The 15,653-nt window shown below is 35.2% G+C and carries 21 protein-coding genes; 13 read left to right on the forward strand and 8 right to left on the reverse strand.

The features are described 5' to 3' along the window. Window positions 1-1,341: 1,341 nt before the first annotated feature. From ACOQFO_RS01335 to ACOQFO_RS01350, 4 genes are all read right to left on the reverse strand, one after another. Window positions 1,342-2,154 (reverse strand): DsbA family protein, encoded by an 813-nt coding sequence (locus tag ACOQFO_RS01335; RefSeq protein ID WP_421687917.1) that lies wholly within the window; start codon window positions 2,152-2,154, stop codon window positions 1,342-1,344. Next, on the reverse strand, window positions 2,154-2,552 hold the full coding sequence (locus ACOQFO_RS01340) for a globin (RefSeq protein WP_421687918.1): 399 nt from the start codon (window positions 2,550-2,552) through the stop codon (window positions 2,154-2,156). The genes ACOQFO_RS01335 and ACOQFO_RS01340 overlap by 1 nt, the downstream gene beginning before the upstream one ends. A gap of 172 nt (window positions 2,553-2,724) precedes the next feature. Continuing rightward, complete coding sequence (locus tag ACOQFO_RS01345; protein WP_421687919.1) at window positions 2,725-3,423, reverse strand: lytic transglycosylase domain-containing protein; 699 nt, start codon at window positions 3,421-3,423, stop codon at window positions 2,725-2,727. Window positions 3,424-3,429: 6 nt separating this feature from the next. Next, complete coding sequence (locus ACOQFO_RS01350; protein ID WP_421687920.1) at window positions 3,430-4,017, reverse strand: CYTH domain-containing protein; 588 nt, start codon at window positions 4,015-4,017, stop codon at window positions 3,430-3,432. A 111-nt stretch (window positions 4,018-4,128) separates the two neighbouring features. Here ACOQFO_RS01350 and ACOQFO_RS01355 point away from each other — a divergent pair, with 111 nt between their 5' ends. From ACOQFO_RS01355 to ACOQFO_RS01380, 6 genes are all read left to right on the forward strand, one after another. Beyond that, window positions 4,129-4,521 (forward strand): hypothetical protein, encoded by a 393-nt coding sequence (locus tag ACOQFO_RS01355; RefSeq protein ID WP_421687921.1) that lies wholly within the window; start codon window positions 4,129-4,131, stop codon window positions 4,519-4,521. 73 nt (window positions 4,522-4,594) lie between these two features. Continuing rightward, window positions 4,595-5,266: a GTP pyrophosphokinase gene (locus ACOQFO_RS01360; RefSeq protein ID WP_421687922.1), complete on the forward strand. Its 672-nt coding sequence runs from the start codon at window positions 4,595-4,597 to the stop codon at window positions 5,264-5,266. A 2-nt stretch (window positions 5,267-5,268) separates the two neighbouring features. Beyond that, the gene (locus ACOQFO_RS01365; protein WP_421687923.1) at window positions 5,269-6,063 is read left to right on the forward strand and encodes an NAD kinase; all 795 of its coding nucleotides are present in this window, start codon (window positions 5,269-5,271) and stop codon (window positions 6,061-6,063) included. Window positions 6,064-6,074: 11 nt separating this feature from the next. After that, on the forward strand, window positions 6,075-6,989 hold the full coding sequence (locus ACOQFO_RS01370; protein ID WP_421687924.1) for an RluA family pseudouridine synthase: 915 nt from the start codon (window positions 6,075-6,077) through the stop codon (window positions 6,987-6,989). A gap of 141 nt (window positions 6,990-7,130) precedes the next feature. After that, the gene (mgtE, locus tag ACOQFO_RS01375) at window positions 7,131-8,504 is read left to right on the forward strand and encodes a magnesium transporter (RefSeq protein WP_421687925.1); all 1,374 of its coding nucleotides are present in this window, start codon (window positions 7,131-7,133) and stop codon (window positions 8,502-8,504) included. A gap of 130 nt (window positions 8,505-8,634) precedes the next feature. Beyond that, window positions 8,635-8,994 carry a 4-diphosphocytidyl-2C-methyl-D-erythritol kinase gene (locus tag ACOQFO_RS01380; RefSeq protein ID WP_421687926.1) on the forward strand — a complete coding sequence of 120 codons (360 nt, stop codon included), beginning with the start codon at window positions 8,635-8,637 and terminating at the stop codon, window positions 8,992-8,994. Window positions 8,995-9,107: 113 nt separating this feature from the next. On the opposite strand, the gene ACOQFO_RS01385 is transcribed toward ACOQFO_RS01380, so the two are convergent. After that, window positions 9,108-9,644, reverse strand: coding sequence for a CotY/CotZ family spore coat protein (locus ACOQFO_RS01385; RefSeq protein ID WP_421687927.1), 537 nt, complete (start codon window positions 9,642-9,644; stop codon window positions 9,108-9,110). Between the two features lie 229 nt (window positions 9,645-9,873). On the opposite strand from ACOQFO_RS01385, the gene ACOQFO_RS01390 reads away from it, so the two are divergent. From ACOQFO_RS01390 to ACOQFO_RS01415, 6 genes are all read left to right on the forward strand, one after another. Further along, window positions 9,874-10,278, forward strand: a complete 405-nt coding sequence (locus ACOQFO_RS01390; RefSeq protein WP_421687928.1) for a lipoprotein — start codon at window positions 9,874-9,876, stop codon at window positions 10,276-10,278. After that, window positions 10,278-10,733 (forward strand): stage V sporulation protein AC, encoded by a 456-nt coding sequence (gene spoVAC / locus ACOQFO_RS01395; protein ID WP_421687929.1) that lies wholly within the window; start codon window positions 10,278-10,280, stop codon window positions 10,731-10,733. The genes ACOQFO_RS01390 and spoVAC overlap by 1 nt, the downstream gene beginning before the upstream one ends. After that, a complete protein-coding gene (locus ACOQFO_RS01400) occupies window positions 10,727-11,722 on the forward strand; it encodes a stage V sporulation protein AD (protein ID WP_421687930.1) in 996 nt (331 codons plus the stop codon). Before spoVAC ends, ACOQFO_RS01400 begins: the two co-directional genes overlap by 7 nt. A 6-nt stretch (window positions 11,723-11,728) precedes the next feature. Then, a complete protein-coding gene (spoVAE, locus tag ACOQFO_RS01405) occupies window positions 11,729-12,097 on the forward strand; it encodes a stage V sporulation protein AE (RefSeq protein WP_421687931.1) in 369 nt (122 codons plus the stop codon). A 64-nt stretch (window positions 12,098-12,161) separates the two neighbouring features. Further along, on the forward strand, window positions 12,162-12,320 hold the full coding sequence (locus tag ACOQFO_RS01410; RefSeq protein ID WP_421687932.1) for a YjcZ family sporulation protein: 159 nt from the start codon (window positions 12,162-12,164) through the stop codon (window positions 12,318-12,320). Between the two features lie 24 nt (window positions 12,321-12,344). Next, complete coding sequence (locus tag ACOQFO_RS01415; RefSeq protein ID WP_421687933.1) at window positions 12,345-12,593, forward strand: stage VI sporulation protein F; 249 nt, start codon at window positions 12,345-12,347, stop codon at window positions 12,591-12,593. A gap of 44 nt (window positions 12,594-12,637) precedes the next feature. On the opposite strand, the gene ACOQFO_RS01420 is transcribed toward ACOQFO_RS01415, so the two are convergent. The 3 genes from ACOQFO_RS01420 to ACOQFO_RS01430 all read right to left on the reverse strand — a co-directional run bounded on the left by ACOQFO_RS01420 (window position 12,638) and on the right by ACOQFO_RS01430 (window position 14,389). Further along, entirely contained in the window at window positions 12,638-13,066 is a 429-nt protein-coding gene (locus tag ACOQFO_RS01420; RefSeq protein ID WP_421687934.1) for a GNAT family N-acetyltransferase, read from the reverse strand. Then, window positions 13,066-13,587: a YjcG family protein gene (locus ACOQFO_RS01425; RefSeq protein ID WP_421687935.1), complete on the reverse strand. Its 522-nt coding sequence runs from the start codon at window positions 13,585-13,587 to the stop codon at window positions 13,066-13,068. Before ACOQFO_RS01425 ends, ACOQFO_RS01420 begins: the two co-directional genes overlap by 1 nt. A gap of 79 nt (window positions 13,588-13,666) precedes the next feature. Further along, window positions 13,667-14,389, reverse strand: a complete 723-nt coding sequence (locus tag ACOQFO_RS01430) for an alpha/beta hydrolase (protein ID WP_421687936.1) — start codon at window positions 14,387-14,389, stop codon at window positions 13,667-13,669. 133 nt (window positions 14,390-14,522) lie between these two features. Here ACOQFO_RS01430 and ACOQFO_RS01435 point away from each other — a divergent pair, with 133 nt between their 5' ends. Beyond that, on the forward strand, window positions 14,523-15,116 hold the full coding sequence (locus ACOQFO_RS01435) for a phosphatidylglycerophosphatase A (protein ID WP_421687937.1): 594 nt from the start codon (window positions 14,523-14,525) through the stop codon (window positions 15,114-15,116). Window positions 15,117-15,653 lie beyond the last annotated feature (537 nt).

The raw sequence follows: 15,653 nt of genomic DNA on the forward strand, positions 1-15,653 counted from the left end.
AAATTAAGTTACAATCTAAAAAAACCTTTAATATCAGTATTTGTCGAGGTATACCAGATTAAAAAACTCTTTTAAAAATATAAAAAGAGCGTCAGAACAAACTAATTTTCTGCTCGAAAATTAGTTTGTCGACACTCTGAGGCTACAGAGGTATTCTGTAGCCTTTTTTATGTTGTTTCCATAGTTGTAGGTCAGAAATGGTATCATCGGCCAAATGAGACCGGTTTCAACAGAAATAGGGCCGAAAATGGTCTTCATCGGGCTTATGAAGGACGGTTTGGTTTGGAATTTCATCAGAAGTGTCTTTCATCGGGCTTATGAAGGACGGTTTCCGAAGATATCCCGCCAGAAGTGGTCTTCATCTTGCTCATGAAGACCAATTTCCCCAGATTTCCCGCCAGAAGTGGTCTTCATCGCGCACATGAGGACCAGTTTCATCAGAAATTAATCCAGAAGTGGTCTTCATCTTGCTCATGAAGACCGGTTTCATCAGAAATTAAGCCAGAAGTGGTCTTCATAGCGCTCATGAAGAACGGTTTCATCAGAAATTAAGCCAGAAGTGGTCTTCATCTTGCTCCTGAAGACCAGTTTCCCCAGATTTCCCGCCAGAAGTGGTCTTCATCGCGCTCATGAAGACCGGTTTCCCCAGATTTACCGCCAGAACTGGTCTTCATCTTGCCCATGAAGACCAGTTCCCCCTGAATACCCATCAGAAGTGACCTTCATTCCCACCTGAAAACCAGTTCCCTCAGAATCCCGCCAAAATTGACCTTCATCGACCCCATGAAGACCAGTTCCCCCTGAATACCCATCAGAAGTGACCTTCATTCCCACCTGCAAGCCAATTTCACAAGATTCGCTTACAAACAATCGTACCTCACACACTCATAAAGGAAATTCGCATTAATTGCAAGTAAACAGAACTGATTTTCACCCTCGTAATTCGACAAAAATTGCTAAGTTACCAATAAACATCTGATGAAATCGCTTTCTATTTGACGAATTTGTGAAATAATTGTCGTTTTATTGCGAAAGGCTATAAATCTATGTTAAATTTAATACGTGAAATAAATCACATAACAAACATACACCCCTTTGTTTGAACGTGAACATTTCTCCCATCCCCTTTGTGTAAGAGACTCCATTATTATTCAGAATAATGGAGTCTCTTTTTATTTATTCCCTGTTAAATATTAATACCCAAACATATCGAGACTACCACGCGACTCGCTAAAATAAAAATCAGACTCGCTAAAATAAAATTCACACTAATTAAAATAAATAAAAAAGTAGCCCCAGATAACAGGAGCTACTTTTATATGAATCTATGAATTTATGATTTTATAATTTCGTACGCCATAGCGTAATGTCATCATTACGTAAACATTCAATTTGTTGCAGTAACATACGCTTTTTTAATTCGCGTTCTGCCTCATTGTGTGATATTGAGTATATATCTGCTACTTCTTCTGTTGACATTGTATGAAAACGGCTAAAGAGTTCTTCAAAAGATGGAAGTGGACTACGAACAAGATGTTCTTCATTTAATAATTCTTTTAAAATTTGAACATAGACGTCATATACGTAAAGTCCACTTACTTTAAGTCCCTCATCTTCAATGCATTCGTTGAAAAATACAATGCTTGGTACTTCATCGATTTCCATTTCTCGAGTTATGTGTAAATCGCACTGAAAAGCATGTGTAGTTTCTTTTGAACCAAAATCAGCTGTAAATTCTTTAACATCCAAGTTACATTCTTTAGCAATTTCGATCAGAGCTGAGAATGATTGAACATTTTTCGTTTTTAAACAGATATGTTCTTGAATTTTTTGAAGGTAGCGAAATGCTGCTCGCTTCCCTTGAAGCTCAGCTGCTTTAATCGCGATGGAAGGTAACGCTGGGTGTGAAATATCTAGTTCAGCTCCTGAAAAGCAGCCTTTTGTACGGCGACTGTTGTAATTTAGAGTAGAAAGATTCGTACTAATAACTATTCGCCAAGTAAAGTAATGATCATATTCGATTTGTAGTTTTCTTAGAATGGTTTGCATTTTTGATGACTTTGGGCAAAAAGGGTCAATAAAAATATATAATTCTATTGGCTTTGTAATCTGTGGAGGTGTAATAGGTTCAGATAATAATTGGATATCATTCACTAAAATTCCTCCTTATCGTCGATTGGTGTATTGACCATATGATGGGCAGTTAAAGTAAGTCTTTTGAAATAAATCTCTCTAAATTTTCCTTCAAGACCGACTTCATCCATTGCCTCACTCATACATTCAAGCCAAGCTTGAGCATGGTCTTGCGTAATGGGGAATGGCAAGTGACGTGCCTTCATCATTGGATGGCCATGTTCTTCTGTATATAGATTAGGCCCACCTAGGTACTGGGTCTGAAACTGAATTTGCTTACGTGCAGTTTCTGATAAATCTTCTGGAAACAATGGACGTAACAAAGGATGCTTATCGACACGTCTATAAAAAGCGTATATTAGCTCTTTTAGTTTTTCAGGACCAAGTTCCTCGTAAGGAATCGGATATTTTCGATTCATAGGTGTTACTCCTTCTTTCTTTTATGAAAAAGATAATGCATAAATGGAACATTCTGTTACTTCATAAAATGTTTTGGTGAAGTGTTATATACATTCTAACAACCTATACTTTTTTTCTCAAACAAATAGCATCATAAAGAGCTTACAAGTAAGGTAAATCTAATTAGACAAATTAAGTTCGATAATAATTTACGACGTTTTGTACATAATTTATCGTTTCTTTAAAGGGAGGAACGCCATTATATTTTTTTACATTTCCTGGTCCCGCATTATATGCCGCTAAAGCTAACTCAATATTATCATCAAATTGTTGGAGCATTTCGCTTAAATATTTTGTACCCCCCATAATATTTTGTTCTGGATCAGTAGAATCTGTTACACCTAAATATCGTGCTGTCCCAGGCATGAGCTGCATTAAACCAGTAGCTCCTGCAGAACTAACAGCTGTTGGGTTAAAATTTGATTCTTGTTTAATTACTGCTTCAATTAACTTTTCAGGAACACCATATGTTTGTGAAGCCCTTGAAATAATCGATTGAATTGGCTGATTGATTGAAGTCGAATCACCATTAGACACATTCAACATTTCATCTTCAGATAGTATTTCGTAATACGATGATAGTATGTATGATTGGTTTTGGGGATCATACAAGTAATATTGTGAATTTAAATTTGAAGATGATTGATTTACTAATAACTGAGCTAATTGTTCAGTATTATTACTTGTTGAATCTTGAACTAATTCTTCCATTAGTTCGGAAAATATATTATTACTATTACCAGTAAGGCTAGTCGTATTATATGTATTGGAAGTTCCAATCGATTGAAGTGCTTGTATTTCTAGAAGTCGTCTCATTGATGTTGTATCCAAAGACAATCATCCTTTCTGGGACTGAAGTGCATTCATAAATCGAGCAATTTTCTTATCCGTTTTTCGTTGTTCTATATTATATTTTAACAAAAATTTATTGAAAATGGTTGAACCAATAATTTCATCATTTGTTTCATATTCTACTTCATAATCGTCACTGTTTAAATAGAAGGAATGGTCAAGGACAAGTAAACCATTTTCATATGGTATTTCAACACGGTCAGTTGTTAATGTCCCAAATACTTTTAACTCTTGAATAGGTACTTGTAATTGTTGTAATTTTGACTTCACAGATGGTGCGTGAAATTCCTTACCATTTAACATAAGAGCAGCTTCTTCTGCAGTAATTCGATCGGTTGTTTCTAGGTGTGTATGTTCTGATGTTTTTTCTTTTAAGGTACACACTATTTTTGATGCAGTTTCACGAATTCTTAATCCACTAGATAATTTTCTTAAATGCCATTGTGGAGTATCAAAATAATGATTCGTTTGGCGTTTGACCTGCTGTTGATCGATTTTAAATTCTATTAGTAACATTTCGTATTGTTCTTTTGTTAGTAAATTTTTATATTCAATTTCGATTTCTTGACTCATCTTCATGTTCCTTTCTTTAAAAAACATCAGCAATTTTCCATTATTCTTTTTCCCGTTCCATTGGGCTATGTTAAAATATGAGTGAATAGTGAGCTTGAAGGGATGTTAAATATGCGTAATACATATAAAATTGAACAAATACAATGGAACGAAAACAATCTTCACCTTAGTTTAAACGAACTATTGGATGAAAAACAATTTCAACCTGCTGGTCAAGTACTAGCTGATTCCGATGATTACTCCTTTATCTATTTAATTGACGAAGGAGATCAATATAGTTATTTAAAATTTTCCCAAAACGTTTGGCCACAATTAGTCGAATTGCTTAAATCAGAACGAAATCCATACTTACAAGTAGGGGAACAATTGATAGAATTAAGTAATTTTAACGATGAATTAAGAACGTTAATACTGAATATTGAAGGTAACGATAACTACGGAAACGAATTTGTTCAAGCTGTCGAAAGTCAATTTGAACTAATATTAAAATCGGATGTAGAGTAGTTATTACAGAAATTAATACCGGGGATATTGTAACCTCATCATCATGCATTGATGTATATTGGGAGGAATTTCTATGGGACAATGGGATGTATTTTTAAGCCCATACAAACAAGCAGTTGATGAATTGAAAATAAAATTAAAAGGTATGCGTTCTCAATTTGGAATTCAAGGGAATACATCACCTATTGAATTTGTTACGGGGAGAGTAAAGCCGCTAGCAAGTATATATGATAAATCGCGTGAAAAAGGTATACCCTTTGAGCCATCAGGGAAGTTAGCCTCTGAAATGCAAGATATTGCGGGTTTACGAATTATGTGTCAATTTGTAGATGATATCTCAACTGTTACAAACTTAATAAGACAAAGAGATGATTTACGAGTAGTCGAAGAGATCGATTATATTGCACATAAAAAACCGAGTGGATACAGATCCTATCATATGATTGTTGAGTATCCAGTGGAAACAATTAATGGGAAAGTTAATGTATTAGCTGAAATACAAATCAGAACATTAGCCATGAACTTCTGGGCATCGATTGAGCATTCACTAAATTATAAGTATAAAGGCATTTTTCCAGATGAAATTAAAAATCGTCTGCAAAGAGCAGCTGAAGCAGCCTTTCAATTAGATGAAGAAATGTCATCGATTCGTAGCGAAATCCAAGAAGCACAAGCATACTTTAGTGAAGTGAAAGAAGCGACAAATCCAACGATTCCAACGAATCAGGAAAAGGAGCGTGAATAAACTTGAAATTTGCCATTCAATCACGTCGAGACTCCCAATCAAATGAACTAAAAAGCCTTGCAATGAGATACTTACAAGATTTCGGACTAGTTTTGGATGAAGAAGAACCGGATATTGTCATTTCAATTGGTGGAGATGGAACTTTACTTCACGCGTTCCACCGTCATACGCACCGATTAGATAAAGTTGCCTTTGTTGGTATTCATACAGGACATTTAGGATTTTATGCGGATTGGAAGCCATCAGAATTAGAAAAACTGGTTTTATCCATCGCCAAAAAAGAATTCAATGTAGTGGAATACCCACTATTAGAAGTGAAAGTTCATCATAACAATTCAGATACAAATACCTATTTAGCTCTGAATGAATCAACTGTAAAATCACCAGATATAACACTTGTAATGGACATTGAATTAAATGGTAACCATTTCGAACGCTTCAGAGGAGATGGATTATGTTTATCAACACCTTCTGGAAGTACAGCCTATAATAAGGCATTAGGTGGAGCAATTATCCATCCAACTTTACAAGCATTTCAATTAACAGAAATGGCTTCAATTAACAATCGTGTATTCCGTACGGTTGGGTCCTCATTAGTATTACCAGCGCACCATAACTGTACATTAAAACCTGTTACGGATCAGAAGTTTATGATGACAGTCGATCATATTCAACTCGTTCAAACAGACTTACAATCCATTTCATTTAATGTAGCAACAGAGAAAGTTCGATTTGCAAGATTCAGACCATTTCCATTTTGGGAAAGAGTACATGAATCATTTGTAGCGAATGAATAAATGGTGTTTTCATGGATAAAAGATTTCAAATTACATTTAAAGCGTCCGAAGAAGGAGAACTTCTACGTACAGCAATTGAACGTCATGGAATATCGAAACGAGGTTTAACATCAATCAAATACCGCGGTGGAAATATACTTGTGAATGGTGAAGAAAAAACGGTTCGTTATCAGTTAAAAAAGGATGATAAAATAACGATTATATTTCCACTAGAAGAAGTAAGCGTAGGGTTAATTCCTGAAAGTGGCACACTAAACATTGTTTATGAAGATGAGGCACTTTTAATCATTGATAAGCCACCTTTTATTAACACAATACCGTCACGAGAGCATCCTGTAGGAAGTATTGCAAACATTGTATGTGGATATTTTGCTGAAAAAGGGATTCCATCGACAGTTCATATCGTAACTCGATTAGATCGTGATACATCAGGATTACTTTGTATTGCAAAACATAGTCACATTCATCATCTAATGGGAATTCAACAAAAGAAACATCAGATAAATAAGCAATACGAAGCAATCGTTCATGGCCATTTAAGTCAACAGGAGCAATCGATTATTGCACCAATAGCTAGAAAAGAATCGAGTATTATTGAAAGAGAAGTTTGTGAGCAGGGTCAATATGCACACACAGATGTTAAAGTTTTGCAAAAGGGATATTGTCAAGACTATCCAGTCACACATGTAAGGTTACAATTGCATACAGGAAGAACACATCAAATTCGGGTACATATGTCTCACATTGGTCATCCACTAGTCGGTGATGAGTTATATGGTGGGAATAGAAAACTATACAATCGTCAAGCTCTTCATTGTGTTTATTTGGAAATGATTCATCCATTAACGGGAAATCCAATAAGTTTTTCTAGTAAAATACTTGATTCGATGAGAAATTTAATGAATAATGAGATGCTCGAAAATTAATTTTGAGCATCTCATTCCATTCTAGGAACGAAATGAACTTGTTCAAAAATATTATAAAATGTTAAAAAATTTTTTCATTCTTCAAATTGCCTTAAAATGCTATTATTGCAATGACATAAAAAATGAAAGGAGGGGACAAGTATGAAGGAAAATCTGAATGAAGTTAAAGAGAGGTTAAATGATGAATTTTTGCTTCAAGCATTAATAAATGAAAGAATTGACGTGTTCCGAGATAACTTTTTTACACTTCACGAGTATGATCAAGCCCAATTTTATGAGAAGGTGGGCCCTGACATACGACAAAAGATCTATCAATTTCTGTCCCCTCAAGAACTGGCATTAATCTTCGAAGCACTTGAAATAGAAGATGATCAATATGAAGCGTATTTGAATGAAATGGATACAGCTTATGCCGCCGATATGCTGTCATTTATGAATACGGACGATGCCGTTGACGTATTAAATGAGCTTGATGAAGAACAGCGTGATAGTTTTCTAGAGATGATGGATAGTGAGACCGTTGAAGAATTTAATGAGCTCCTAGCGTACGCGGAGTATACTGCTGGGGCAATTATGACTACAGAGTATGTCTCAATTTTGGAAAATTCAACGGTACGATCAGCGATGGCTGTTTTACGAAAAGAAGCACCAAATGCTGAAACGATCTATTATGTTTTCGTAGTTGATGACAACCATCAACTAACTGGGGTACTGTCACTAAGGGATTTAATTGTGGCAGATGAAGATACGATCATAAAAGAAATTATGAAAGAACGTGTTGTATCTGTAAAAGTAACCGATGATCAGGAAGACGTAGCTCATCTATTCAAGGACTACAATTTTTTAGCCTTGCCCGTTGTAAGTGAGAATAATGAATTAGTCGGAATTATTACAGTCGATGATATTATTGACGTAATTGATGAAGAAGCTTCTGATGACTACTCAAAATTAGCTGGTATTACAGACGTGGATGATGTAGACGTCAGCCCATTTAAAGCAGCTCGAAAAAGATTGCCTTGGCTAATCATGTTACTTTTTTTAGGAACTTTGACTGCAACATTAATGTCTCAATTTGAAGCAACTTTAGATCAAGTTGCCTTACTTGCATTATTTATTCCATTAATTTCAGGAACTTCTGGTAATAGTGGAACACAAGCATTAGCGGTGGCCGTGCGCGGTATAGCTACAGGTGAAATTGATGGTAAAAATAAATTTAAATTATTAATTCGAGAAATTTGTACTGGTTTAATTACGGGTATCGTTTGTGGAATTGTTGTAATTGGGATTATTTATTTTTGGCAGCATTCAATTATTATCGGATTACTTGTAGGTGCAGCAATATGTTGCTCTATACTTGTGGCAACCATTGCAGGGTCCTTTATTCCATTATTAATCCATAAATTGGGGGTAGACCCTGCTGTTGCATCAGGACCGTTTATTACAACGTTAAATGATATTACGAGTATATTAATCTATTTAGGGTTAGCAACTACATTAATTTCGCAAATAAGTTAGAGGTCCTCTCTGTATAAAAAGGCTGCAAACGAAAATACATTTGCGTTTCAAAGAACAAAAAGCTTTTTTATAGGTTAATGTCACGAAAAAATTCATTTTGCATATTTTATGAAAAAAGGGATGTGCAAAATTGGAACTACAACAACCTAAACTTTTTATTCAAAGTCCTCCATTCTATTACGTGGAGGTAAAAGAATCACCAGTACAGGACAATACTTTCTATGAAGAAAGTACGTCAGTATATGAAATTTCAAGATCAGAGAAATTTGAAAAAATTGAAAATGACGTCATTTTAAGACAATTAAATTATTTTTCTCAGCCACATAATCGTGTTCGAAATTATGTATTCCATCTCGAAAATGGTGAAAAAGTAGTAGGTAAAATTGAAGATATCAGTGGAGATAAAGTAACAGTAAAAACAGTGAACGAGCCAATAGTAATTGATGGCAATAAAATTAAAGCAATCACGGTTTCAAATACATCGAATTAAATAATAAAAACGACAGATTCTAAATATGAATTTGTCGTTTTTATTTCTTTTTCCATAAATAAAATAAAATAAAATAAAATGACTAACTCTATAAAGAGTTAGCCACTTTAAAATTACATGCATTCGAATAAGTCTTCATCAGCAACACATTGAATAGCGGTGAAGTTGTTAAGATCAACAGTTACGCAAGTTTCTGTTTTCTTGAATCTCTTGATATCATCGAATTTAACTGGATCTAAGTTGTCAGTTCCTTCATCAACGATATTGTCTACGATATCTGGACCATGTGCTGGCGAATGATGCTCTTTTATAGGAGCTAGTGCACGTAAGGTAGCGCAGCAATCACCAAATACATCCTCTACTCTGAAGAATGGTGTGAAGAAGAATTCATCACCTTTTCTAGCTACTACTTTGAACGGTTTTCCTAGTTTATCTAGTAACATGAATACTCGTGTATCAGCACCTCTTCTACGATGTGAAAGCCCTCCAAGTGGTTCAAGGAAGCAACTTGTTCCACAATCATCGTCATTTCGAATTGCTGCATTTTGAATTTTTAAGATGGATTTTACAACTTCACAAATACATCCACGGTTATCATGATGATGTTCCCCATGGAAAGAACTACTTTCTGATTTTCTACCACAACCCATTTAAAATCACCCCTCTTGATATTTGCTTCAATCTACAATATGTCGTTTTCAAACTTGAAACAGGGCTTTTAACCATAGGCGCTAAATTTTTGCCTAAAAATTTTTACATTTTCGTTAGTTCCAATACATTTAATCCTTGCTACAAACTCCTTATTAATTAGTTCGGTTTGCACGAAGAATAGATTCTCTAAAAACGCAAATAATAAATTCAAAAAAAGGGGGTTGGATTTTGAAAAAAATTACATTTTTCTTTTTCGTCCCTTTATTACTAGCAGGCTGTTCAGGCAATGAGAAAACGATTGAAGTATATGACGTTTTTGATAACGCTGAAAAAAGTGTAGAAGTCCGTGATGTTCTGAATAGTAATGAAGATATTTATAGTGGCACAGCAATTTTTGCAGATAATGATTTGCTAGTGGCCGTACAAGCAAAACCTTGGCTTGACTATAAAAAAGGGAAAATTGAGGAAGAGTTAACTAAGCAATTGGAAGAACGATTTTCGGATTATAACGTTTTAGTTTCCGCGGATTTTAAACTGTATTGGGAAGCTAACAAACTAATAAATGAAGAAGATCAGCAAAAGGTGACGGAAGAAGTAAAGAAATTAAAAGATTTAGAAAAGGAGGAAACGTAGTGGAACAAGAACAATACAAAACGCTTGAGCAGAAAGTTACTCCTCCTACACCATATTTAAAAAATGCCATTAAAGCATTTATAGTAGGCGGTATTATTTGCACAATTGGACATGCAATCACTTATTTTTACATTATCTTTTTTGATTTTACCGAAAAAACGGTCGGGAACCCAACAGTTTCAACTATGATTTTTTTATCTATGTTATTAACAGGATTTGGTTTATATAAAAAATTGGGTCAATTTGCTGGAGCAGGTAGCGCGGTTCCTGTAACGGGATTTGGTAATGCAGTAATATCTGCAGCAATAGAACATCGAACAGAGGGAGTTGTACTTGGGATAGGTGGTAACATCTTTAAACTTGCCGGATCTGTAATTTTATTTGGTGTTGCTTCTGCTTTTTTTGTTGCTCTAATTAAATTAATTCTGGTATCGATAGGTGTTGCGCAATGGTAATCGTATTTCAAACAAAACCATCTATATTAGCAAATGGTGCTGTTGCAGGTCCTTTAGAAAAGAAGAGTGTTTTCTATTCTTATTTTGATTCGATAGTGGAAGATGAGCGATGGAATCAAAAAACGAATGAACAAGGTCATTCTAAAATGATTTTAGATGCATGTGAAACAGTCATGAAGAAAGCAGATATTAAAAATACAGATGTTGATTACTTTTTAAGTGGTGATTTAGTCAATCAAATGACACCTACTAACTTTGCAGCTAGAGATCTTGCCATTCCTTTTATTGGGTTATTTTCGGCTTGTGCAACTTCCATATCGTCAATTATTGTCGCAAGTTTACTAACTGAACTAGGTGCTTCGCAACTATCAATTGCTGGAGCTTCAAGCCAACATAATGCCATTGAAAGACAATTCCGTTATCCAAATTATTATGGAGGGCAAAAACCAGCAACAGCTCAATGGACTGTAACTGCAGCTGGATATGCTTTAGTTGGAAAACATAATCCTGAGTATCCATCAGTTGTTGCTGCAACAATAGGAAAAGTGGTCGATTATGGCGATACGAATCCTTTCCATATGGGTGGTGCAATGGCTCCAGCTGCTTTTGAAACTATAACAACACACTTAAAACAAAGAAATCAAAAATTCCATGACTATGACTTAATCATGACCGGTGATCTAGGAAAAATCGGATTACAAATCCTAAAAACGATGTTTGTCCAATCTGGTATTAAACAAGACGAACTCCAACTGTTAAGAGATGCAGGAGCAGAGTTTTATGGTGAAGATCAAGCATTTCTTTCAGGAGCAAGCGGTGCAGGTTGCTCAGCTGCCGTGTACTATAGCTATATCATTCAACAACTCAAAACTGGTCGATTTAAGCGCGTTTTATTATGTGCCACAGGTTCGCTACTCTCCCCGCTATCTTTCCAACAGGGTGAATCGATACCATGTACTGCACATGCTATTGAATTAACGATGGAGTGATTTAATATGATTTTTATAGATTTTCTCATAGCATTTGTGGTTGGAGGAATCATTTGTTTAATTGGACAATTAATCATGGATTTTGGAAAATTAACGCCAGGTCATACTTTATCTATATTGGTTGTATCTGGCTCAATACTTTCAGGACTTGGTTTATATCAGCCATTGACTGATTTAGCTGGAGCAGGTGCGACAATTCCTATTACATCTTTTGGACATTCACTTACACAAGGTGCCTTTGCTGAAGCTGAAAAGCATGGTTGGGTAGGTGTTTTGACAGGAATGTTTGAGGTTACAAGCTCTGGGATAAGCGCGGCTATTGTTTTTGGATTTATAGCTGCATTTATTTTTAAACCAAAAGGAAAAGTAAACTAGACGAATACCCCGCTTTTTATTTTGTACCTTGCATAGGATACAAAGTGAAAGGAGGGGATTTTTTATGTGGAACAATAACTTTTGTGGTTGCAATCAAGTAAGCCCTGCATATGATATGGGAAATGATTATTGTGATCATGGCGGCAAAAACAACTGGTCATTCGTTTTAATCGTCGTATTATTCATCCTATTAATCATTGTTGGTGCTGTTGTTTGCTGGTAGGCTGAAGTGCAAGGAGGGGAGAAAATGCAAAACCCTTTTTTTAAGCAGATTGAAAGTAAAACTGGCGTAGAGATGGAAGATATCTTTGCTTTAGCTAATGCTATTCAACACGCAGATTTTAAGAATGAAAAACAAGTTCGTAAAATTGTGCAACGCGTGAGTAAATTAGCTAAAAAACCTATTACAAGAGATCTAGAAGATAAAATCGTTCAATCAATCATCAAAGATGGAAATGCGCTCGATTTTAGCAAAATAGAAAAAATGATGAAATAATAAATGAATAAGAAAAGGCAGTTGCCCAGTTAGCAACTGCCTTTTTACAATGCTTTTTCCATAGAACGATGAGGAATTCCTGCATCAAGAAATTCGGGAGAGTTTACGGTATACTTTAACTTTTCGTAAAATGGAATGGCATATGATTGAGCATTTAACTTTAATTTCTTATAATCATTTTCAATTGCAAATTTCTCAATCTCATTCATGATTAAAATACCGATTCTTTTACCGCGATATTCAGGTAATACACATACTCGTTCAACCTTCCCAACTTTTGGTTCGTATTCGCGAATACGTGCTGCAGCGATTACATCTTCGTTATCCAGAACGATAAAATGAACAGCTGTATCATCATGTTCATCTAATTCTAAATGTTCCGGAACGCCTTGTTCTTCTACAAAAACTTTTTTACGGATGGAAAAAGCACGTTCTTTTTCTTCTTTTGTCTCTACAATTTTTCCTGTGAACACTATTTACTTTCATCTCCAGTTAACTTATATGTTTCATAAGTTGTCCATGACCCATCTTCTAGTTGGTATAACATATGAATTCGATCGATTGTATCGTGTTCATCAACACCATACATACGTAGTTGTCCGTAAATATCATCATGTTCAGAAGCTGTTAAATCTTGGGCAATGGTAATATGAGGAACAAAAACGTGTCTTGGATTACCAATATTGATCTCAGAGTGTAATTCATCATGCAAATTCGTAAGTTGTTCAGTTGGTTCTATTTTGAAATAAATAACATTTGTTATTGGGGAGAACGAGCTGATGCTAGAGGCATGAATCTTTAACGGTTCATATTTTGTTGCAATCGTTGCAATCTTTTGAGAAACGTCCGAAATATCAGCTTCATTTACCTCAAATGCTTCTTTTAAAGTTATATGAGGTGTTACTTTTGAGTAATGTGAATCATATCGTTTTCGATACGTATTCGCTAAATCCTGTAATCTTTTCGAAGGGAATGCCACAATACCAATTTTCATTAAACAATACCTCCCTGTATGAATATTCTAATAATAACAAGTATAACAAAAGTAAAACAATATAAGAAACTTATAGCTCTTAATACTTAAAATTTTCAATTAATGCTCTTCTTAAATCTGGTTTCCAATATTTCCAAGTATGATTGCCTTCAAACTCTTCATAAAAAATTTTATAGCCCTTTTCACTTAAAAGTTGATGAAGTTGTCTATTAGGAGTTAGAAAGTCTTTGACCGTTTTGTCAGTAGTAACAACCTCAATCTCTTCTTTTCCAATAACATGGTAAATTGAAAGTTGGCTTTGAGTTTGTGATTCTTTTACAATAGAGAGAACATGTTCGTCTACATAAGGTGATTGTAATATCGCTTTACTAAAAATATTAGGATACTTCAGAACCCCTAATAATGATACAGTTGCGGCCATAGAATCTCCAATAAGTGCACGTGTGGATCCCATTTGTAATGTTGAATATTCCTTATCTAAATATGGAACAAGTTCATGAGCTAAAAAGCGCAAATAAGCTTCGTGCTTTTCTCCAGTTGGAATGTATTTGTTTTTTCGATCATGTATATTTTTATATGGAATTCCAACAATAATTATGTTTTCTATTTCATAATCCTCTATTAATTCATCAGCTAATTTTGAAATACCACCTAACTGGAAATAATCTTTTCCATCTGATGCGATTAAAATGTTATATTTATAGAGTGGAGTATAATTTGCTGGAACATAAATTAATAATTCTATGTTTTCCTGTAATGCTTCACTGAAAAAAGCTACATCTTGTATTGTTCCCTTTTCCAAAATAAGGGCCTCCTTACATAAAATCGTTTGTTTTTGAGATTGTATCATAATGGATTATATCCGTGTACTATAAGCTAAATCAATTTCTTCGAAAACAGACTACCAATCTAAATAGATAAAGCGAGGAATCAGTATGCATAATAAAAAAGTACGTGTTCACTCAAAAGAAGTTACGTTAGCTGCAACGGAAGCACTAGAACGTCGTGGTGTTAAAATAGAGGATATAGCTGAAATCGTTTATCAGATGCAAAACCCGTATAATGATGGTTTGCAATTTGAACATTGTGTCAATTCTGTTCAACGTGTTTTACAAAAGCGGGAGGTTCAACATGCTATACTAGTAGGAATTGAACTAGATGAACTTGCCGAAAAGAAAATGCTATCAAAGCCATTGCAACAAATCATTGAGTCAGATGAGGGGTTATTTGGAGTTGACGAGACATTAGCTCTAGGTTCCGTTCTAACTTATGGAAGTATCGCAGTAACAACTTATGGACATTTAGATAAAGAAAAAATAGGGATCATAAAAAAATTAGATACAAAAGCAGGGGAAAGTGTTCATACATTTTTAGATGACCTTGTTGCAAGTATTGCTGCTAGCGCTTCTTCAAGAATTGCTCATAAAATGCGTGATTTAGAAGAAGAAGGAGACACATTCGCAGATGTTCCACCGGTCGTACTGGACAGCGTACTCGAAGATACTGATGATGAAAATGAATCCAAATAATAAAAATAAACGTCATCATTTCTGATGGCGTTTATTTTGTGCGACGGGCAGTCGCACCATGTGCAACTACTGCACAGGATGAACTGTTAAAGGTTGGAGGATGTTACCGCGGTAATAACAACTCCCGAATCCCAGAAGGTTCATCATCTAGAAGGTGAAAGTCCTTCCTTCGGAATGCTGATATAACCGAAGAAGACTAATCTAGGGCATCACCGTGAGGTGGTGTCTGAAGGAGATGCGGAAAATCGAGAGACCCGTAGTTGGACAAGCAGACCCAAATGCAATAAGTGTGAAGTACGGCGGCTAGATAAGTTGGTGACTGTCCGAAAATAACAGGAAACCCCTATTAGGACTACAATTCAGAGAATCAGCCGGGTTGTGGTAGCTTATCGAGTAATGGTGCTGGGTATGTTTGGAAGGATGGTGCGATGACCCCGTGAGATCTTCATTTTAACCGAAAGGATATAGTCATATAAGGGTATCCGAAGTTGACTGTATAAATGAAGAAGTCAGACACTCTCATAGTACGGAAGTACA

Source organism: Ureibacillus sp. MALMAid1270, from assembly GCF_049202975.1.
Taxonomy (GTDB): Bacteria; Bacillota; Bacilli; order Bacillales_A; family Planococcaceae; genus Ureibacillus.